Origin of the sequence: Nonomuraea sp. NPDC050663 (genome assembly GCF_044456985.1) — a bacterium.
In the GTDB taxonomy this organism is placed as follows: domain Bacteria; phylum Actinomycetota; class Actinomycetes; order Streptosporangiales; family Streptosporangiaceae; genus Nonomuraea.
Map to the genome: position 1 here is coordinate 184,676 of NZ_JBITGL010000004.1, position 19,711 is coordinate 204,386.

Consider the following 19,711-nt stretch of genomic DNA (forward strand, 5'->3'; position numbering starts at 1 on the left):
GAACCGCCGCCTAGGATTGCTCAATGACGGCCGGCTACCTCGACCTGGCATTCCAGGTGATCTCCGGCGCCGCGACGGCCGACACTCTCGTCGCGCTCGCCTGCGTCCTGTCGGATCTGGACCACGACACTCCGGCCGTACGGGAACTGCTCGAACGCCCGACCGCCGACCTGACGCCCGAGGACCTGCACCGTCTCGCGGACGCGCTGACCGCCCCGTACCGCTCGTGGCGGACGGCCATCGACCTGGTAACCCACGACATGCATGCCACCGGCGCGACGGGCGAGGTGACGCTTGCCGTACCGGACTGGGATCCCGACGGCGTCCGCCTCCAGGTCGACGATCACTTCTCTCACGACCGCGTCCCCTTCGGGGGCGACGTTCCCACCTATGTCGCCGATGCCGTACAGGAGGCGGTCATGGAGGCCTCTTTCACCGTCTGGCCCCTCTGCCCCGACCACGACCTGGGCCTGCACGCCGAGAACGGAGCCTGGGCCTGCCGCCGCGGCCACGTCGTCGCCAGGATCGGCCATCTCGGCACACCCTCGGATTAGGGTGCTTTCATGACAGAGGTGTTACTGCGTGGCGGCACCCCGTGGGGCGCCGACGGACCGGCCGACCTTCTCGTGCGCGACGGCCGTATCGCCACCGATCCCGTCGACCCGGACGTCATCGACATCTCCGGCCAGCTCGTCCTGCCCGCCCTGGTCGAGGCGCACTGCCATCTCGACAAGACCCTGTACGGCGGCCCGTGGGTGCCCCACTCGGCCGACGACACGCTGGCCGGCCGTATCGGCAACGACCTGTCGCGGCGCGGCGAGCTGGGCGTGCCGAGCGAGTCCAGGATCGCCGCGCTCCTGCGCACGATGCGCTCGTACGGCACAGCGCACGTCAGGTCGCACACCGACATCGACCCGGCGGTCGGCCTGCGGGGCGTCGAAGCGGTCAGCGCGGCGGCGGCCGAGGTGGGCATGCCCGTGCAGCAGGTCGCCTTCCCGCAGCACGGCATCCTGACCAACCCGGGCACCCTCGACCTCCTGGAGGAGGCGCTGAAGAGCGGCGTCGCGGCGATCGGCGGGCTGGATCCCGCGGGCATCGACCGCGACCCGGTGCGCCACCTCGACCTGATCTTCGCGCTCGCGGACCGCTACGGCGCCTTCCTCGACATCCACCTGCACGACGGCGGCACCCTGGGCGCCTGGGAACTGGAGCTGATCGCCGAACGCACCCGCGCCCTCGGCCTGGGCGGCAGGGTGACGGTCAGCCACGCGTACGCGCTGGGCCAGATCGACGACGCCCATCAGGACCGCCTGGCCAGGGCTCTCGCCGACGCCGGGGTCGCGCTGGCCACGGCCGCCGTCTACAGCTTCCCCGTCCCGCCGCTGAAGCGGGTGCTCGACGCGGGCGTGGTCGTGGCCTGCGGCCATGACGGCATCCGCGACCTGTGGGGTCCGTACGGCAGCGGCGACATGCTGGAGCGGGCGATGCACCTGGCCTACCGCAGCACCTTCCGCCGCGACGAGGACATCTCGCTCGCGCTCCGGGCTGCCACGTACGGCGGAGCCAAGGTGCTGGGCCTGGCCGATTACGGACTTTCCGTGGGCTGCCGCGCCGATCTTGTGGTCGTGCCCGTGAGCAGCGCGGCCGAGGCCGTGGTCACCCGTCCGCCGCGCACACTGGTCATGATCAGCGGGAAGGTTGTCCACAGCCTGGTCTCGGAGGGCGGCGGGGTCCTGCACAATTGACCGGGCAGGACCGTCGGGAGACCGTCGGGGGTCCTTCGAAGTCCTTCGAAAGGCGGAGTGGTGCTCTCTATCCAGCAGCGGATCGCGGACGAGCTCGGCGTGCGCGAGGGGCAGGTGAGCGCGGCCGTCGACCTGCTCGACGGCGGCTCGACCGTGCCGTTCATCGCCCGTTACCGTAAGGAGGTGACGGGCGCGCTCGACGACACCCAGCTGCGCACCCTGGAGGAGCGGCTGCGCTACCTGCGCGAGATGGAGGAGCGCCGCTCGGCGATCCTCGAGTCCATCGAGTCGCAGGGCAAGCTGACCGACGAGCTGCGCGAGCAGATCCGGGCCGCCGAGACCAAGGCGCGGCTGGAAGACATCTACCTTCCTTACAAGCCCAAGCGCCGCACCAAGGCTCAGATCGCCCGAGAGCTGGGCCTCGAGCCGCTGGCCGACGCCCTGCTGGGCGACCCGTCGCTCGACCCCGTCACGACCGCCGGGCCGTACGTCGTGGAAGGCCTCGCCGACGCGGCCGCGGCCCTCGAAGGCGCCCGCGCGATCCTCATCGAGCGGTTCGCCGAAGACGCCGACCTGATCGGGTCGCTGCGCGAGCGCATGTGGTCCTACGGCCAGGTCTCCTCGCGCGTCAAGGAGGGCAAGGAAGAGGCGGGCGCCAAGTTCAGCGACTACTTCGAGTTCGCCGAGCCGTTCACCAAGCTGCCCTCCCACCGCATCCTGGCCATCTTCCGCGGCGAGAAGGAAGACGTCCTGTCGGTCGCGCTGGAGCCGGAGGAGGGCGACGAGTACGAACTCCGCATCGCCTCCCGGTTCGGCGTCTCAGACCAGGGGCGGCCCGCCGACAAGTGGCTGAACGAGACGGTGCGCTGGGCCTGGCGCACCCGCATCCTCGTGCACCTGGGCATCGACCTGCGCACACGCCTGTGGCAGGCGGCCGAGGACGAGGCCGTGCGCGTGTTCGCCGCCAACCTCAAGGATCTCCTGCTCGCCGCCCCGGCCGGCGCCCGCACCACGATGGGCCTCGACCCGGGCCTGCGCACCGGCGTCAAGGTCGCCGTGGTCGACAAGACCGGCAAGGTCGTCGAGACCGCCACCATCTACCCCCACGAGCCCAAGCGCCAGTGGGACCAGTCGCTGGCCGTCCTCGGCGCCCTGTGCCAGCGCCACGGCGTCGAGCTGATCGCCATCGGCAACGGCACCGCCTCGCGCGAGACCGACAGGCTCGCCGCCGAGCTGGTCAAGCACATGCCGGGCATCACCAAGATCGTGGTCAGCGAGGCGGGCGCCTCCGTCTACTCCGCCTCGGAGTACGCCTCCAAGGAGCTGCCCGAACTCGACGTCTCCCTGCGCGGCGCCGTCTCCATCGCCCGCCGCCTGCAGGACCCCCTGGCCGAACTCGTCAAGATCGACCCCAAGTCGATCGGCGTCGGCCAGTACCAACACGACGTCTCGGAGACCAAGCTCTCCCGCTCACTCGACGCCGTCGTCGAAGACGCCGTCAACGCCGTCGGCGTCGACGTCAACACCGCCTCGGCGCCGCTGCTCACCCGCGTCTCCGGCATCGGCTCCACCCTCGCGGCCAGCATCGTCGCCCACCGCGACGGCAACGGCCCCTTCCGCAGCCGCACCGCGCTCAAGGACGTCCCACGCCTCGGCCCCAAGGCCTTCGAGCAGTGCGCGGGCTTCCTGCGCATCCCGGGCGGCGACGACCCGCTCGACTCCTCCGCCGTCCACCCCGAGGCCTACCCGGTCGTGCGCCGCATCCTCACCTCGGCCTCCACCGACCTCAAGACGCTGATCGGCAACACCGCCGCCCTGCGCTCGCTCAAGCCCGCCGACTACGTCGACGACACCTTCGGCCTGCCCACCGTCACCGACATCCTCGGCGAGCTCGACAAGCCCGGCCGCGACCCGCGTCCCGCCTTCAAGACCGCCACCTTCAAGGAGGGCGTCGAGAAGATCTCCGACCTGGCGCCCGGGATGATCCTCGAAGGCGTCGTCACCAACGTCGCCGCCTTCGGCGCCTTCATCGACATCGGCGTCCACCAGGACGGCCTCGCCCACGTGTCGGCCATGTCCCGCACGTTCGTCAAGGACCCGCGCGACGTGGCCAAGCCGGGCGACATCGTTCGCGTCAAGGTGCTCGACGTCGACATCCCGCGCAAGCGCATCTCCCTCACGATGCGCCTGGAGGACGAAACGGAAACCTCGGGCACGGGCGGCGGCACGGGCGGCGGCACGGGCGGCGGCGCAGGCGGCGGCGCAGGCAGGGGCCAGCGCCAGGGCACCGGCCGCCCAGGCGGCCCCCGCTCGGGCTCCCAGGACAACCGAGGCACCGACACCCGCCCACCACGCACCGGCACAGGCCGAGACGGCGCGGGCCGAGACAGCTCGGCCTCGGGCCGAGACGGCACCACGCGAGACGGCTCCGGCCGCGACGGTTCGGGCCGCGACGGGACCAGCCGCGGAGGCTCGCGTGACAGCTCAGCGCGACAGGGCGCCGGGCGCGACGGCTCAGACCGCGGGGGCGCAGGCAGCGCCTCGGGCCGCGACGGCGCGCGCGGCAACCGCGACAACCGGGGGCAGCGCGGCGACCGCTCCGGCGACCGCGGCAACGACCGTCGCGGCGGCCAGCGCTCGGGCGGCGACCGTCGCCAGGACCGCTCCGCCCCCTCCGGCGCCATGGCCGAAGCCCTCCGCAAGGCAGGCCTCGGCGGCGGCTCGGACGCACGCTGACATCCCGCTGGGCTCCAGCCCTCAGAGCTGGAGCCCAGCCCGTCGCCCGTCGCCCGTCGAAAGGTCTTCACAGCGAGCGCTTCGCGCAACGCGGTTCAGGCTGTCCTCCCAGTCGCGCCACAGGCGCGACCCCTGGCGGCCCTCGCTCCGCGAGGACGCCCTTCTGAGGCGCGGGCGCAGCCCGCGCACCCCATGGTCCTCCGCCTCGCCAGAGGCCTCGCCCAGAGCCTCTCCTCGGAACTTCGCCTCGGAACTTCGCCTCGGGACCTCGCCCCCGATTATTGGCTCGCCCAAGAGCTCCGCTCACCGAACCTGCCCAGGCCCACCAGGGCGCGGCGGGGACTGGCCGCCCGTCACCTCATCGGCCAACGCCAGGCAGCCCACGAAAGCCGGCCGTATCGACAAGGCAAGGCACGAGGAAGGCGCCCGTCTTCGCCGGTGCGAGCCTCGAGCCCGACGACGCTGGAGACTTACCCGCGACAGCCTGCACGCCACAACCCGCCTCTCACCCCTTCAGCGTGACTCTCTTCCTCGATGCACCCGGGAACACCACGACCAGGTGTTCCTCCTCCCCCGCCTTGTTGACCCGCACGTACACGCGGAGCCGGTAGCGGCCTTTGCCGGCGATCGCCAGGTTCGGCATCGGGGCGCCTGCGCCCACGTCTCCGCCCTCGCCCATGTACGGGACGGTCAGTTCGCCGCTGCGGCTGAGGATCGGCACCTCGTGGACCTGGTCCCAGCCGGAGGTCCGGGGCGGGGGCGCGGTGCGGAAGGCCTTTACGGTGAGGCATACGTCGCTGACGTCCGCGACGTGCCCGATGAGCGCGGCGCTGGCGCCCAGCCCGATGCCGGCGCGATCCTTGAAGAGCTTGTCCATCAGCTCCTCATCCGACCTGGTGGTGATCTCGTCCCTGGGGTCGTGGACCAGGTAGCCGGGGTCGCCGTCGACGAACAGGAAGTAGTTCGCCGTGGCCTGGCGGACGCCCCTGGTGCGTGGCCAGGGGTCGCGGCATCTGGCGTTCTGCTCGGCGATGTAGTCGGCCTCCGCGGCTTGCGATTCGGCGGTGGATCGCAGCAGTTCGGGGTGGGTCGCGCCGACGATCTCGGGGCAGATGTAGACGAGGTCCCATGGGTCGGCGCCCCAGGCGGAGCGCTCGCTTCCGGCGCGGGTGAGGATCGCCTTCTGTTCTTCGCGGTCTTTCGCCCGGCACAACGCCTGGCCGTACGAGAGGACCTGCTGGTCCGGCAGGGTGTCCGGGAACATGGGCGGGACACCGTCGAAGGTGCGCCGCGCGAGGCACAGGAAGACGGCCTCCCGCTCCTCGGGTTTCAGGTCGCCGAAGCCGGACCGGTCGTAGCAGTCCGTGGACCAGCCGGTGAAGGTGAGGTGCGGGGTGTGCTCCGGCTCGATCAGCCCGATGATCGGCAGGATGACCATCGCCGCCACGGTGACGCGGATCGCGCGCCGGGGTGGGCGTGGGGGGTAGGCCGGGTGGCCTCGGCCGGGCGACAGTTCACGGGCGGTCGCCGCGAGCCAGACGGTGCCGGTGAGCCCGAGCGCGTCCATGACGATCACCGGCAGCGGGTCGTCGAATCCCACCAGGGTGACGACATATTGGTACGGGATCACCATCAGGAAGACGCTGATCGACAACCACCCCGCGATCAGTGTGCCCCGGCTCCATCGGCCGTCGCGTCGTTGGCCGACGATCGTGAGGATGGTCGCGGCCAGGCCGCAGAGCGCCAGACCGATGGCGAGGATCTCGCCCACGGGGAGTTCCAGGAGGTCGAGCTCGTCGAGCAGATCGTTGGCCATGGTGACCAGCTCGATCGCGAACATCGCTCCGGCCGCGGCACGCAGCACGCGGGACCGCCAGCGGATGACGATCAGGTAGAGGGCGTAGATGGCGGCCCACAACACGAGGTTGAAGGCGCTGTCGACGGCGTCGCCAGCGTCGACCGCGTCGAGAAGAAGCGCGATCGGGATCCACAGCACCAGGGCGTATGCCACTGCGAGATACAGGAGCCGTCGCAGGATCTTCGTCGTGCGGTCCAGGGCTCCTGACGCGGGGGGACGCAGGATCAGCCACAGGAGCGCGGTCTTGACCAGGGCGGCTGCGATAAGGGCCGCGGTGGTCAGGGTGGTGAACCCGTGCTCGGCGTAGAAGCTTCCGTAGGCGGGCGGGGACCATTCGACGGCTGCCCATAGCCAGGCGTCGCCGAGTACCAGGCCCGCGACGGTTGCGGCGAGGACGAGGCTTACCGATGCGATCCTGAAAAGTCGCCATAAGGTGTCCGCGGGCATGGGTCGCGATCTTAGCGCGCCGCTGTCGGAGGAGGGCGGGGTGAGATGTGGCGGCTCGCCCTACCCCGACGACGGACGGGCGGTGCGGTGCGCACACCGGGGACCGGTGGCGGCGTGATGGGAACCGGTCGCGGCCACGGCCCCCAAAGACTCGTGCGCAAGGACGCGGCCGCACCCAGGAATACGCCTGCCCGCCGTACGACAAGGACGAGGGCACGGGCGCGCCTCTGCGCAAGAGCTCAGGCGTGCAAGGTGGGCCGGTAGGTGAGCTCCTGGATGTGGCCGTCGAGGGTCCGGCTCTCGATCAGCTCCAGGTCGAAGTCGGCCGCACCCCGGAAGATCGGATCCGCCCCCGTCCGCCCGCTGATGACCGGGAAGACCGTCAGCTGAACCCTGTCCACCAGCCCGGCGGCCATCAGGGCCCGGTTCATCGCCAGGCTGCCGTGAGAGCGCAACGGCACCGGGGACTCCTGCTTGAGTCGGGCCACGGCGTCAACGGCGTCGCCGCTGACGAGGGTGCCGTCGGGCCAGGTGAGGGGGGCGTGGAGGGTCGTCGACACGACTGTGGTCGGCAGGTTTCTGAGCCGGGTGTTCACGGGGTCGTTGACCTGCGACTCCTCGTCGCTGGGGCCGAGGACCTCGACGAACTGGCGGAAGGTGTTGGCGCCGAGGACGAGGCGCTGCTTCTCGCTGTACAGGGCCAGGCGGCGGGCGAGGAACTCCGGTCCCTGCTTGCCCCAGTAGCCGCCCCAGTCACCGTCGCTGGTGTACGAGCCGTAGCCGTCGAGGGTGGAGAAGACGTCGAAGGTGTAGGTGGCGGTCATGGTGATCTCCTGGAGTGCGGTGGAGCGCCGGTCGGAGGGACAGACCGGCGGGCACGGTGGAAATCATCGCGGTGCGCGCCCCTAGTTCGGAAGTGCCCGGCGGCGAGGACCAGCGTGCTTGGCTTCACGGCGATGGATCAGCACGCGCGGCTCCACAACGATGGCCCGGCGGGCGCGGCTCCACAACGATGGTCCGGCGGGCGCGGCTCCACAACGATGGCCCGGCGGGCGCGGCTCCACAACGATGGCCCGGCGGGCGCGGGCCGCCTGTTGGCGAGGGCCGCCCGTTGGCGATGGCCGCCCGAAAGCTGGGCGGGCAGCATGGAGGCGTGGCGTTCGGCCAGGCCGACCGATTCCAGCAGTTCCGCCGCCGCGAGTGGCGGCAAGGGGGTGAGTGGTGGGTACGGCGCGAGCGCGTAGGCAAGGGCGCGCGTGGGGGCTTAGGCTTCTGGGCCCGAGAGGGGCGCAGACCGTTGCCACCTGCCCGCCGTATGACGCGTCCTCCCTCGAGATCCTGGCGGTGTCTGCGCCGAACGAGCGTCCTCTCGGAACGCACCAGCGACCGCAGCCTGGCCTGCGATGCTACAAAGGGATCGAGGGGGGCACCGATGCACCAAGGCACCCGCGGCGAGCTCATCAGCCAGTTGGCCGAGGTGATCGCGTCCGTTACGACCGCGCATCCGCTGCGGGTCGCCATCGACGGGCCGCCCGCCGCCGGCAAGACCACGCTGGCCGACGAACTCGCCGCCGTCCTGCGCGCGCAGGAACGCGACGTCATCCGTGCGACCGTCGACGACTTCCTCTTCCCCCGCGCGCGGCGCTATCGACGAGGCCGGTATTCAGCCGAAAGCTGCTACTTCGACGCCCATGACCGCGGCGCGCTGTGCAGGGTCCTGCTCGATCCGCTGGGCCCGGGCGGGGACCGGAGGATCCGGGAGACGGTCTACGACCGAGACACCGACGCCCGCTCGGCTGTGTCGCCCACGACCGCGTCCGAAGACGCGGTGCTCCTGTTCGATGGGGTCTTCCTTCTGCGCCCGGAGCTCGTCGACAGGTGGGACCTGCGCGTCTTCGTCTCCGTTCCCTTCGAGGAGACGATAGATCGCGCCCGAGGACGTAGCGCAGCAGTGGCGAGATCCGCCGAGGACCTCGCCGAGGTCGAGCGGTCCTGGCGCATGCGCTACATCCCCTCCCAACGGCTCTACTTCGCCGAGGCCCGCCCGATCGACCACGCCGACATCGTCGTGTACAACGATCAGCTCGAAAGGCCGACCTGGGATGTGCGAGCGCACATGTCGAGGCGCAGGATGTGACGAGTGCGCCACGTCCGCTCGACGAACCACTCAAGGCAACTGCGTCCGGCGCTCGGTCACTCGCCAGGCGTGTGTTCACGCGAATGCCGTCAGCGGGAGCCGAGTGCCGCTCCCCGGTTCGGACGACAGCAGGGCCACACACCGCCGATCGCTACGCTCCCGAGTCATGATCCGCCCCAAGCGGCGCCTCGAAAAAGGAGAACCGACCTACGATCGGCGCCTTGACGTGAAGGCTCATCGCAGCGGCCTTCGCCGCGCGGATCTCCGGACGTACCCTTGCGCCATGGAGCTCGTGGCGCTTCTCCTCGCTCTCGCGGGCCTGGCCGCCGGGGTCGTCGGGGGCTTGGGCCTGGCGGGGCGGCTGCCGCGTAACAGCGTCGCCGGAGTGCGCACCCGCTCTACGATGCGCAGCGACGCGGCGTTCCGGGTCGCCAACCGAGCGGCAGGGTGGCCCACGGTGGCCGGTGGCGGCGTGGCGCTGGCCGGAGCGGTCGCGGCCGTGCTGCTGCCCTCCGAGGAGGACGTGACAACAGCGGTCACCGTGGCCTTGGCCGGCATGCTGGCGCTGACGGTTCTTGGCGGGGTGATGGGTGTCCGTGCCGTCAAGGCCCTTCGGGACCGGTGAGGCTCGGCAGCATGGCCCCGTGCCGGATGAGCGTCCTAGCCGGCACGGCGCGACGGCTTCCATCCGGGCCGCGGCACCGCCGCCAGCAGTGCCTTCGTGTACTCCTCCTTCGGCTCCCGCAGCAGGTCGGCGGTGCGCCCGCGTTCCACGACCCGGCCCTGGTGCATGACGATCGCGGTGTCGCTGATCTGGTTGACCACGGCCAGGTCGTGCGAGATGAACACGTAGCTCATCCCCGTCCGCTCCCGCAGGTCGGCCAGCAGGTTGAGGATCTGCGCCTGGATCGACACGTCCAGCGCCGCGACGGCCTCGTCGAGGACCAGCACGCGTGGCTCCACGGCGATGGCCCGGGCGATGGCCACCCGCTGGCGCTGGCCACCCGACAGCTGGGAGGGGAGCATGGAGGCGTGGCGTTCGGCCAGGCCGACCGATTCCAGCAGCTCCAGGGTCCGGGTGCGCAGGGCCGTACCGGTCAGGGGGAAGTGCAGGGACAGGCTGGTGGAGATCACCTCGCCGACCTTCTGCAGGCGGTCCAGGGAGGAGTAGGGGTCCTGGAAGACGATCTGGATCTCCCTGGCTCGCCGGCGGCGCTCGGATGAGGAGGGCCGTCCGGCGGGTCTGGCCCGGCCGCAGACGGCGATGGTGCCGCTGGTCGGTGTCTCGAGCCCGAGGAGCATGCGGGCCACGGTGGTCTTGCCGGATCCGGATTCGCCGACCACGGCGAAGGACTCGCCCTCGCAGACGGTGAAGGAGACGCCGTCGACGGCGACGGCCGGGCCGAAGGTCTTGCGCAGGTCGGTGACGTCGATGACGGGGGTCATGGGCTCTCCTTCTGCCGGGGTGTCCGCGCGGTCATGCCAGTTCCTCGACGCGCACGCAGGCCACGTCGCCGGCCAGGGCGGGGCGTGCTTCCGAGCAGAGCGGCCGGGCGTGCGGGCAGCGCGGCGCGAAGGCGCAGCCCTCGCCCGCCTCGAAGGCGGCGACCGGGCGTCCCGGGATGACGTGGAGGCGCTCGGGCCGCTCGAACAGGTCGGGGCGCGACTTCAGCAGTCCCGTCGTGTACGGGTGGCGGGGCGTGTCGGTGTAGTGCTCGACGATCCGGCCCGCGTACATGACGGCCAGGCGGTCGCAGGTGGCGGCGGCCAGTTCGAGGTCGTGGGTGATCAGGAGCATGGCGGTGCCGCGCTCGCGTCTCGCCTCGTCGAGGATGGCCATGACCTCCGACTGGGTGGTGACGTCGAGGGCGGTGGTGGGTTCGTCGGCGAGGATGAGCTCGGGCTCGACGGTGAGCACCGAGGCGATCATGACGCGTTGCAGGAGGCCGCCGGAGAGTTCGTGCGGGTACTGCCGCATGCGGCGTTCGCCGTCGCCGATGCCGACCTGCTTGAGGAGTTGTACGGCACGCGCCGCGGCCGCCTTGGACGGCATGCCGAGGTTGGCCCTCATGGCTTCGGTGAGGAAGTCGCCGATGCTGCGGACCGGGTTGATGTGGGCGCGCGGGTCCTGGAAGATCATCGCCACCCGTCGGGCGCGGAGCTCTCGCAGGGGTCTGCCGCGCAGGCCGAGGATCTCGGCGCCGGCGAAGCGGACGGAGCCGGTGAGGCGGGCGCCGGGCGGGGTGAGGCCGATGACGGCTCGGGCGGTCATGGACTTGCCGGAGCCCGACTCCCCGACGAGGCCGACGGCTTCGCCGGGGGCGATGGTCAGGCCCACCTGCTCGACGAGCGTGCGCCACTGTCCGCCGCCGTGGGGGATCGAGAGTCCGAGGTCGGTGATCGTGAGCAGCGTCATGACCGCCTCCCCAGCCGGTCTCCCAGCACGTTGACCGAGGCCACCACCAGCGCGATGAGAACCCCCGCCCCCAACGCCTCCATCGGGTTCCCCCTCATCGCGCTGTCCAGTCCGCTCTTCACCATCAACCCCCAGTCCGCCTCCGGCGGCTGCACGCCGAGCCCGAGGAACGAGATCGCCGCGAGGTCCACCATGGCGAACCCGAGCCCTGACACCGACTGCGCGACGATCAGCGGCCGCAGGTTGGGCAGCAGGTGCCGCGTGCAGATCGCCCACCCCGACCGCCCCTGCACCCACGCGGCGGCGATGTACGGCAGGTTGCGTTCCCGCAGGGCCGCTCCCCTGACGACTCGGGCGACGTAGGGCGTGTACGCGACGGCCAGTCCGGTGACCACGCCGGGGATGCCGGGCCCGAGGACGGCCACGGTGACCAGGGCGAACACGATGCCGGGCACCGAGAAGAGCACTTCCAGCACGCGCGAGACGACGGCGTCGACCTTCCCGCCCCACCAGGCGGCGGTGATCGCCAGGGCGGTGCCGAGCACGGTGGACACGGCGATGATCAGGACGGGCCCGATCAGGGTCGTGCGCCCGCCGTACAGGAGTCTGGACAGCACGTCGCGGCCGAGGGCGTCGCCGCCGAGCGGGTGCGAGGCCGAGCTGCCGCCGAGGGCGTTGAACAGGTCGGGCAGGTCCGGGTCGTGGGGCGCGACGACGGGGGCCAGGACGGTCACGGTGACCAGCGCCAGCAGGAAGGCCGCGGCGAGAGTCCCGGCCCTGCCGCCGAACACGCCGGTCAGCCCGCTCAGAGCGGGAGGCGCGGGTCGAGAGCTTTGCAGCACAGGTCCACCAGGAGGTTGACGAGGACGAAGGCGGTCACGAGGACCAGGACCACGCCCTGGACGATCGCGAAGTCGCGCTGGAGGATGGCGCGGACGAACAGGGAGCCCAGGCCGTCGAGCGCGAAGATGTTCTCCACCACCACCGAGGAGGCGATGAGCCCGGCGACGTTGACGCCGGTCACGGTGACCACGGGGATGGCGGCGTTGCGCAGCACGTGGCGCCGGATGATCGGGCCCTCGCGCAGGCCGCGGCTGCGCGCGGTCTCGACGTGTTCGCTGCGCAGTTCGCCGCCGACCGAGGTCCGGGTGATGCGTGCGAGGTAGCCGCCGATGCCGAGGGCGAGGGTGATCGCGGGCAGGGTGAGGTGGTGGATCCGGTCGCCGAAGCCGTCTCCGGGACCGAAGACGGGGAACCAGCCGAGGGTGAGCGCGAAGACGATCACCAGCACCACGCCGACGACGAAGGCGGGTACGGCCAGCACCGCGGAGGAGAGCGCCGAGATCAGGGTGTCGACCCAGCCTCCACGCAGCGCGGCCAGTGTCCCGAAGAGCACGCCTCCGAGCACGATCAGGGTGATCGCGTAGAGGACGAGCAGGGCGGTGGTGGTGGCGCGGGAGCCGATGAGCGAGGCCACCTCGCTCTTGTAGACGATCGATCGCCCCAGGTCGCCGCCGAGCGCGTCGGTCAGCCACAGCCAGTAGCGCACCAGGAAGGGCTCGTCGAGCCGCCACTCCCGCTTGACCGCCGCCACCACTTCGGGGCTGGGGGTGCGGGGGCCGAGCAGCACCCCCAGGGGGCCGCCTGGCACCAGGTAGAGCAGCCCGTAGACGGAGAAGGAGGCGACCAGCAGGACTGTCGCCAGCCCTGCCAGCCGTTTGGCCAGGAACCTCACTTGGCGCCCAGGTCGATCGCCCACGGGGTGTACAGGAAGGCGAAGGAGGGGATCGCGCCGGTGACGCGGTCGTTCATGTAGAGCACGACGGACAGGTTGGTCATGGTCGTCCAGGCGACGCCGCGGGTGACCTTGTCCTGGATGCCGGTGATCAGCGCGGCGCGAGCCGCGTCGTCGTACTCCGCGCGGGCCTTGGCCAGGTCGGCGTCGACGCCCTGGAAGCCGTTGAAGTTGGTGCGGGCGCCGTCGGCGAAGACCGAGTAGACGTCGAGCGGGTCGGGCAGGTTGCCGTACCAGGTGGAGAAGAAGGCGTCGATGCCCTCGCGGGCCTTGGGGTCGGAGCCGTAGAGGTTGCCGTACTGGTCGACGGGGACGACCTTGAGCTCGATCTTGAGCCCGAGCGCCTCGCCGGAGGCCTTGATCAGGTTGGCGGTCTGCTCGTGGACGGCGGAGCTGCCCTGCACGCCGATGGTGATCGGCTCGGTGGGCGAGCCCGCCTCGGCGAGGAGCTGCTTGGCGCGGGCCAGGTCCTGCTTCTCGGCCGGGGGGCGCCTCGTAGGCCTGCTTGAAGGAGTCCTGGGCGTAGGTCCAGTAGGCGGGGCCGACCATGGCGCGCTGCGGCTGGGAGGTGTTCTGCAGCACGACCTTGGCGATGGCGGCGCGGTCGAGGGCGAGCGAGAGCGCCTCGCGCACGCGCGGGTCGGCGTAGGGGCCTTCCTTGGCCGCGCCGAGCAGGGCCCAGAACACCAGCGACTGGCCGAGCGTGACCGAGCCGGTGGGCGAGTCGATGAGCTGGCCGACGGCGGCGGGCGGCAGGTAGAAGTACTGCCCGTCGACCTCGCCGGCGCGCAGGGCGTTGACGGCGGTGGTCTCGTCGGCGATGAAGCTGAAACGCAGCTTGGCGGACTTGGCCTTGGCGCCCCAGTAGTCGTCGTTGCGCACGAGCGTCATCGACTCGCCGCTCTTCCAGCTCTCCAGCTTGAACGGGCCGGTGCACATGACGCCCTTGGCCGCGGTGCCGACGTCCTTGCCCGCGCCGTCGAGGAAGGCCTTCTCCATGACGACGCCGGCCGGGGTGGCCATGGCCTGGTTGAACAGCACGTCGGGCTGCTTGAGCTTGACCGTGACCTGCATCGGCGCGGTCGCCTTGATCGTGTCGACGTGGGCGTAGTAGGTGCCCCACAGCGTGCCGTTCTCGGGCACGAGGTTGCGGTTGAGGCTGGCGGCCACGTCCTCGGCGGTGACCTCCTTGCCGTTCCAGAACTTCACGCCTGGGCGGATCGTGTAGACCCAGGTGGTCGGGTCGGGGTTCTCGGCCTTCTCGGCCAGGCCCGGCTCCGATGTCATCTCCGGGGTCATCTTGAGCAGGCTCTCGCACTGGTTGGCCAGCGCGGTGTTCTCGGCGTAGTTGGAGGCTTTGACGGCGTCGAGGGTGGCCGGCTCGTAGGGCAGGTTCCACTTGATCTCGTCCAGGCCCTTGGTCGCGGCCTGGGTGGTGTACTTCAGGTCGAGGGTCGCGGGGGCGGCGGACTGCCCGGCGGTGGCGGACGGCTGCTGGGGCGCTCCCGCGCAGGCGGTCAGCGCCAGGGCCAGGCCCGCGAGCGGGAGGGTACAGCGGATCATCGGGGGGTCCTTTCGAGGAGGTGTCCGTCGCGGGCGACCACGCGGCCGCCGCGTACGACATGGCTGGGGACCGGGCGGTCCACGACGACCTGCGCGACGGAGTCGCCGGGCACCACGACGAAGTCCGCCGGGTCGCCCGGCCGCAGGAGGGAACGTTCCAGGCCGAGGAGGTCGGCGCCCCCGTGCGCCGCGGTGGCCCAGCAGGCCGCCAGTTCCTCGTCGGTCCTGGCATCGGTGCGGTAGGCCAGCAGGTGGGTTCTGGTGATCATGTCGCCGTCGCCGAACGGGGTCCAGGGGTCGCGGACGCCGTCGGAGCCGAGCCCGACCAGCACGCCGCGGGCGGCCAGTTCGGCCACCGGCAGCACCGGGTCGGCGCCCAGCGCGCAGGTGGTGAGGGAGACGCCCGACTCGGCGAGCAGGTCGCCGAGGTCGCCGCGCTCCTCCAGGCAGAAGACGTGGCTGACGGTGACCGTCAGCCCGCTGTCCTTCGTACGGCGGGCGATCTCCTTGAGCTGGTCGAGGCCGGGTGCGCCCCGATCGTGCAGGTGGATGTCGAGCGGCACCCCCTTGCTCCGCGCCAGCCCGAAGAGCAGGTCGAGGTGCCCGTGCAGGTCGCCGTCGACGCCGACGGGGTCGAGGCCGCCGAGGATGTCGGCGCCCTCGTCGAGTGCCTGCTCCAGCAGGGCCGCGGTGCCGGGGCGGCTGAGCAGGCCGAGCTGGGGGAAGGCGACGATCTGCACGTCGAGCAGCCCGAGCCGTTCGTCGGCGGCCTGCCGTACGCCGTGGACGTTGTCGAGGCCGTAGACCGGGGCGACGTCCACGTGGGCGCGCCAGGCGCGGGCGCCGCCGGCGACGGCGCGGTCCATGAGCGCGCCGGCCCGCTGCGCCACGGGCGCCTTCATGTGGGCCCGGGCGTTGACGTCGCCGTCGATGAGCTCGCGCAGGGTGGTCGCGGGCTCGCGGCTGAGCCAGGGCTGGCCCCAGGTGGTCTTGTCCGGGTGGATGTGGGCGTCGACCAACGAGGGCAGGGCGAGCCCGCCGCCGCAGTCGACCGTCTCGGCCCCCTGGCGTGCCTCGCGCGGGTCGGCGATGCGACCATTTTCGACGAGGAGGTCGTGAGGCCGGACGTTCTTGAAGAGCACCTGTGTCACGCGGCAAGAATTATCAGACATCAGATGTTTGGGAAAGGGATCGATGCGAAGCGTTGCGAAGCCGTCGATTGTGGACAGCGTGCTCGCGGAGCTGCGCGCGGAGATCCACAGCGGTGCCTGGCGGGTCGGCGACAAGATCCCCTCGGAGCTGCAGCTCGCCGCCACCCTGGGCGTGAGCAGGCTCTCCGTGCGCGAGGCCGTCAGGGTGCTGGTGCACTCGGGGCTGCTGTCGACGCGGCAGGGCGACGGCACCTACGTCATGGCCACCGACGAGTCGGAGGTGGCGCTCAGCCGGCGGCTGGAACGGGCCGCCCAGCTCGACATCATCGACGTACGGCGGGGCCTGGACCTGGTGGCCGCGCGGCTGGCGGCGGCCAAGCGCACCGAGGCCGACCTGGAAGGGCTGCGCGAGGCGAGCTCGCGGCGCACGGACGCCTCCAGGGCGGGCGAGCTCGACGCGTTCGCCGACGCCGACGTCGACTTCCACGTGCGCGTCGCGCACGCCGCGCACAACCCGGTGCTGGGAGACCTCTACCGCGGCCTCAGCCAGTCGATCAGGCAGAGCGTGCGCGACGACCACTGCCTGCAGCGGGCGGTCCGGCCGGGCGAGAACAGCCACGAGGACCTGCTGGCCGCGATCGAGCGCCGCGACCAGGCGGCCGCGGTCGCCGCCGCCCTGGCCATCCTCGACCAGCAGGAGAGCGACCTCTGAGGCGCGTCAGCGGGTGAGCGGCGCCGGCATGCCGTCGGCGAACAACGACGCGTCGACGTGGTCGAGCGCGACCCGCAACGCCCCCAGCGCGACGCTGTCGGCCCCCAGCGTCGACGCCCTGATCTCCGGCACGCGCAGGCACAGCCGGCCGAGCTCGTGCTCGAGCGGGTGGACGATGAGGTCCGCCGACCGGGAGAAGCCTCCGCCGAGGACGACGACCTGCGGGTCGAGGGCCAGGACGAGCGCGGCGGCGCCGATCGCGAGATCCTTGACGTAGCGGCGCAGCGCCGCCCTGGCCTCGGGGTTGCCCTCGCGAGCCTGCTCGAACACCCAGGCCGCCCGGTCGTCGGGATGCACCCCTGCGGGCACTCCCGGGCAGTTCTCCAGGTGGGAGGGCGCGCGCAGCCACCGCACCTCCTTGAGGGCGCCGATCTCGCCCGCCGCCCCGCCGTACCCTCGGCGCAGCGTGCCGTCGAGGATGAGGCCCGCGCCGTTGCGCATGCCGGCGAGCAGGTAGACGATGTCGTCGGCGTCCTGCGCGACGCCCTTCCAGCGCTCGGCGACGGCGGCGAGCTTGCAGTCGTTCTCGACGAGGATCGGGCAGGAGAACCTGGCCGACAGGTATTCGGCGAGCGACACGCTCGCCCAGCCCGGCAGCGGGGTGAACAGCGTGGTGCGCCCGGTGGCGTCGACCGGTCCCGTCACGCCGACGCTCACGGCCCAGATCCGGTCGGGCCGCATGCCCGCCGCGTCGAGGCACTCGGTGATGGCGGTGTCGATGGCGGCGAGCCGTACGGCCGGGTCGGCCTCGGGCTCGACGGGCACCCGATGGCTGCGCACGACCTCGCCCTCGAGGTCGGCGAGCAGGACGAGGATCTTGTGCGCGCCGATGTCGACGCCGATCACGTGGCCCGCGTCGGCGTTGAAGCGGTAGCGGCGGGCCGGGCGACCGACGGTGCTGCCGTCGGGCTCGACGACCTTGACCCACCCGTCGGTGACCAGGCCGCGCACGACGACGTCGGTGCCGGGCCGCGACAGGCCAGTACGGCCGGCGAGTTCGGTGACGGTGGCGGGAGGCTGACCCCGCATCGCCCTGACGACGCTGAGGGAGTTGTGCTCCCGGAGCTTGCTGACGTCCGCTCCAGCCCCATCCATGGCCACGCATCATATCCAAGCACTACGAGCCAGCCACTATGCTGCACTCTGACACCCGTGCGCCCTGAGGGAGTATTCGACGATGTACAAGGAATTCGCCGCCGAGGCCGTGGTCTGGCTGCTTCCCGTGGTGGTCCTCATCGGCCTGGCCCTGATGATCACTGCCTGATCGTCGAATGGGCGGCCCCCGCGGGAGAGCCGCCCATCATCGATGGCCCGTCAGCTGTAGTAGGTGTAGCTCACCACCGTGCGCACATCGGTGTACCAACGGCTGAGGTCCCCGTACTCCCAGCGGTCCCAGTAGCCGTCGAGCTTGTCCGTGCGGATCGTGCACCCGCCCCACTTCACGCGGCGCGCCCGGATGTCGCCGATGGTGTCGCGGCAGGTTCCCATCTTGTGGCCGTTGACCCGCAGCGTGACGGTGAGCCTGGCCCGGTAGATGTTCGTGCGGGAGATGTTGGTGACGCGGACCCTGACCTTGCAGGTGTCCTTGCACCGGCCGATGTAGATCTTCTGACGAAGGTGCTTGGGCGCCGACACCTCGGCGCTCTCGGAAACGGTTGCGGACGACGGCTGGCCTGCCAGCCCTAACGAGGTCGCCGCGCTGAGCGCGACGAGGACGCCGGCGAGACGTCGGTTCATACGACATTGCCCCCAGATATGTGTGGCCCCCACCCTCGATTGACCTCCACAGCCGGGGCGAAGTCAACCGGTTACGACGCCCATGCGAGCAAATCGCGGCGCTCGCGTAACCGCTTCAACGCCTGCTTCTCCAGTTGCCTGATCCGCTCGCGGGTCAGCCCCAGATGCTCGCCGATCTCGCGGTAGGTCTGGACCGGCCGGCCCGCCAGGCCGAAGCGGGCGTTGACGATGTAGGCCTCCCGGTACGGCAGGCGTTCGACCCAGCCGCGGATGGAGTCGCCGAGCACCCGCTGCTCCATGAAGTCCTGCACGTGCAGCCCGTCCTCCTCGACGATGAGGTCGCCGATGCTGCCCTCGCCGTCGGCGCCCACCGCGATGTCGAGGCTGACGGTGTCCTGGCCGAAGCGCCGCAGCTCCGCGATCTGCTCCGCCGTACGCCCCACGGCCTCGGCGAGCTCCTCCGGCCTCGGCTCGCGGCCGAGGTCCACCAGCAGCCTGCGCTCGGCGCGCAGCAGCCGGGTCAGCTCCTCCCCCACGTGCACGGGCAGCCGGACGGTGCGGGACTTGTCGTTGAGCCCGCGCTCGATCGCCTGGCGGATCCACCACATGGCGTAGGTGGAGAACTTGTAGCCGCGCGCGTAGTCGAACTTCTCGACGGCGCGGATCAGCCCGAGGTTGCCCTCCTGGATGACGTCGAGCAGGGGAAGACCCCGGTTGGCGAACCGTTTGGCCGCCGAGACGACCAGCCGGAGGTTGGAGCGGATCAGCCTCTCGCGGGCGAGCAGCCCGTCGAGCCTGACGGCCTCCAGCGACGGATCGGGAGGGCCGTCCTCGATCAGGTGCGCGGCGTAGAGCCCGGCCTCGATGCGCCGGGCCAGCTCGACCTCCTCATCGGCGGTGAGCAGACGGGTGCGGCCTATCTCCGCCAGATAGGCGCCCAGCGAGTCCGACATGCATCGCCGACTACCCCGCAAAAGGCGGCGAATGCCCTGATTCGCCAAGTTCTGCGATGGCCAGCTCGGCGGTCGGCCTGAGGTCGAAGAACTTGTCGAGCGCGGTCAGCTCGAACAGGTGCTTGACCCGGCCGTGCAGCCCGGTGAGCAGCAGCCGACCGCCGGAGGCGGTCACCGCCTTGTGGAGGTAGACCAGCACCGACAGGCCGGAGCTGTCGCAGACGTCGACCGCCTGCAGGTCGATGACGAGCAGCGGCGGCTGGGTGAGGTCGAGGGCCTTGGTGACCCGTTCGCGCACCTCGGCGGCGGAGGCGAAGTCGAAGTCTCCGGAGAGCCTGGCGATGACGCTCGGCCCTTGCAGGCCAAGGCTGATCGACAGAGCTTGCTGCTCCGAATTCACC

The 19,711-nt window shown here is 71.2% G+C and carries 19 protein-coding genes and 1 pseudogene; 6 read left to right on the forward strand and 14 right to left on the reverse strand.

Annotated features, from left to right (window positions below; all coding sequences use genetic code 11):
- Positions 1–23 precede the first annotated feature (23 nt).
- The 3 genes from ACIBH1_RS14130 to ACIBH1_RS14140 are packed head-to-tail and all read left to right on the forward strand — an operon-like array spanning position 24 to position 4,481.
- Positions 24–554 carry a hypothetical protein gene (locus tag ACIBH1_RS14130; protein WP_397314114.1) on the forward strand — a complete coding sequence of 177 codons (531 nt, stop codon included), beginning with the start codon at positions 24–26 and terminating at the stop codon, positions 552–554.
- A gap of 9 nt (positions 555–563) precedes the next feature.
- Complete coding sequence (locus tag ACIBH1_RS14135; protein ID WP_397314115.1) at positions 564–1,745, forward strand: amidohydrolase; 1,182 nt, start codon at positions 564–566, stop codon at positions 1,743–1,745.
- 57 nt (positions 1,746–1,802) lie between these two features.
- Positions 1,803–4,481 carry a Tex-like N-terminal domain-containing protein gene (locus tag ACIBH1_RS14140; protein ID WP_397314116.1) on the forward strand — a complete coding sequence of 893 codons (2,679 nt, stop codon included), beginning with the start codon at positions 1,803–1,805 and terminating at the stop codon, positions 4,479–4,481.
- A gap of 505 nt (positions 4,482–4,986) precedes the next feature.
- On the opposite strand, the gene ACIBH1_RS14145 is transcribed toward ACIBH1_RS14140, so the two are convergent.
- The 3 genes from ACIBH1_RS14145 to ACIBH1_RS14155 form a co-directional block, all read right to left on the reverse strand.
- On the reverse strand, positions 4,987–6,786 hold the full coding sequence (locus tag ACIBH1_RS14145; RefSeq protein ID WP_397314117.1) for a hypothetical protein: 1,800 nt from the start codon (positions 6,784–6,786) through the stop codon (positions 4,987–4,989).
- A 239-nt stretch (positions 6,787–7,025) separates the two neighbouring features.
- Positions 7,026–7,610, reverse strand: coding sequence for a dihydrofolate reductase family protein (locus ACIBH1_RS14150; protein WP_397314118.1), 585 nt, complete (start codon positions 7,608–7,610; stop codon positions 7,026–7,028).
- A gap of 137 nt (positions 7,611–7,747) precedes the next feature.
- Positions 7,748–7,996: a hypothetical protein gene (locus ACIBH1_RS14155; protein WP_397314119.1), complete on the reverse strand. Its 249-nt coding sequence runs from the start codon at positions 7,994–7,996 to the stop codon at positions 7,748–7,750.
- Between the two features lie 222 nt (positions 7,997–8,218).
- Here ACIBH1_RS14155 and ACIBH1_RS14160 point away from each other — a divergent pair, with 222 nt between their 5' ends.
- Together ACIBH1_RS14160 and ACIBH1_RS14165 are read left to right on the forward strand one after the other, a co-directional pair.
- Entirely contained in the window at positions 8,219–8,923 is a 705-nt protein-coding gene (locus tag ACIBH1_RS14160; RefSeq protein ID WP_397314120.1) for a cytidylate kinase family protein, read from the forward strand.
- A gap of 283 nt (positions 8,924–9,206) precedes the next feature.
- Complete coding sequence (locus ACIBH1_RS14165) at positions 9,207–9,548, forward strand: SdpI family protein (RefSeq protein WP_397314121.1); 342 nt, start codon at positions 9,207–9,209, stop codon at positions 9,546–9,548.
- A gap of 35 nt (positions 9,549–9,583) precedes the next feature.
- Here ACIBH1_RS14165 and ACIBH1_RS14170 read toward each other — a convergent pair whose 3' ends face one another.
- The 7 genes and pseudogenes from ACIBH1_RS14170 to ACIBH1_RS14200 all read right to left on the reverse strand — a co-directional run bounded on the left by ACIBH1_RS14170 (position 9,584) and on the right by ACIBH1_RS14200 (position 15,848).
- Entirely contained in the window at positions 9,584–10,369 is a 786-nt protein-coding gene (locus tag ACIBH1_RS14170) for an ABC transporter ATP-binding protein (protein WP_397314122.1), read from the reverse strand.
- 31 nt (positions 10,370–10,400) lie between these two features.
- A complete protein-coding gene (locus ACIBH1_RS14175; protein ID WP_397314123.1) occupies positions 10,401–11,339 on the reverse strand; it encodes an ABC transporter ATP-binding protein in 939 nt (312 codons plus the stop codon).
- Positions 11,336–12,181 carry an ABC transporter permease gene (locus ACIBH1_RS14180; RefSeq protein WP_397314124.1) on the reverse strand — a complete coding sequence of 282 codons (846 nt, stop codon included), beginning with the start codon at positions 12,179–12,181 and terminating at the stop codon, positions 11,336–11,338. The genes ACIBH1_RS14175 and ACIBH1_RS14180 overlap by 4 nt, the downstream gene beginning before the upstream one ends.
- The gene (locus tag ACIBH1_RS14185) at positions 12,145–13,098 is read right to left on the reverse strand and encodes an ABC transporter permease (protein WP_397314667.1); all 954 of its coding nucleotides are present in this window, start codon (positions 13,096–13,098) and stop codon (positions 12,145–12,147) included. The genes ACIBH1_RS14180 and ACIBH1_RS14185 overlap by 37 nt, the downstream gene beginning before the upstream one ends.
- Positions 13,071–13,601 (reverse strand): ABC transporter substrate-binding protein, encoded by a 531-nt coding sequence (locus ACIBH1_RS14190; RefSeq protein WP_397314668.1) that lies wholly within the window; start codon positions 13,599–13,601, stop codon positions 13,071–13,073. The genes ACIBH1_RS14185 and ACIBH1_RS14190 overlap by 28 nt, the downstream gene beginning before the upstream one ends.
- 40 nt (positions 13,602–13,641) lie before the next feature.
- Positions 13,642–14,697: pseudogene (locus ACIBH1_RS14195) on the reverse strand (ABC transporter substrate-binding protein); the annotation flags it as partial.
- Positions 14,694–15,848: an amidohydrolase gene (locus ACIBH1_RS14200; RefSeq protein ID WP_397314125.1), complete on the reverse strand. Its 1,155-nt coding sequence runs from the start codon at positions 15,846–15,848 to the stop codon at positions 14,694–14,696. The pseudogene ACIBH1_RS14195 and the gene ACIBH1_RS14200, both read right to left, overlap by 4 nt.
- Positions 15,849–15,891: 43 nt before the next feature.
- Here ACIBH1_RS14200 and ACIBH1_RS14205 point away from each other — a divergent pair, with 43 nt between their 5' ends.
- On the forward strand, positions 15,892–16,560 hold the full coding sequence (locus ACIBH1_RS14205; protein WP_397314126.1) for a FadR/GntR family transcriptional regulator: 669 nt from the start codon (positions 15,892–15,894) through the stop codon (positions 16,558–16,560).
- Positions 16,561–16,566: 6 nt separating this feature from the next.
- On the opposite strand, the gene ACIBH1_RS14210 is transcribed toward ACIBH1_RS14205, so the two are convergent.
- From ACIBH1_RS14210 to ACIBH1_RS14225, 4 genes are all read right to left on the reverse strand, one after another.
- Positions 16,567–17,715 (reverse strand): ROK family protein, encoded by a 1,149-nt coding sequence (locus ACIBH1_RS14210; protein ID WP_397314127.1) that lies wholly within the window; start codon positions 17,713–17,715, stop codon positions 16,567–16,569.
- A 219-nt stretch (positions 17,716–17,934) separates the two neighbouring features.
- Positions 17,935–18,357 carry a hypothetical protein gene (locus ACIBH1_RS14215; protein ID WP_397314128.1) on the reverse strand — a complete coding sequence of 141 codons (423 nt, stop codon included), beginning with the start codon at positions 18,355–18,357 and terminating at the stop codon, positions 17,935–17,937.
- 71 nt (positions 18,358–18,428) lie between these two features.
- Positions 18,429–19,310: an RNA polymerase sigma factor RpoD/SigA gene (locus tag ACIBH1_RS14220; protein ID WP_397314129.1), complete on the reverse strand. Its 882-nt coding sequence runs from the start codon at positions 19,308–19,310 to the stop codon at positions 18,429–18,431.
- Positions 19,311–19,320: 10 nt separating this feature from the next.
- Entirely contained in the window at positions 19,321–19,710 is a 390-nt protein-coding gene (locus ACIBH1_RS14225) for an STAS domain-containing protein (RefSeq protein WP_181612376.1), read from the reverse strand.
- Position 19,711: the final 1 nt, after the last annotated feature.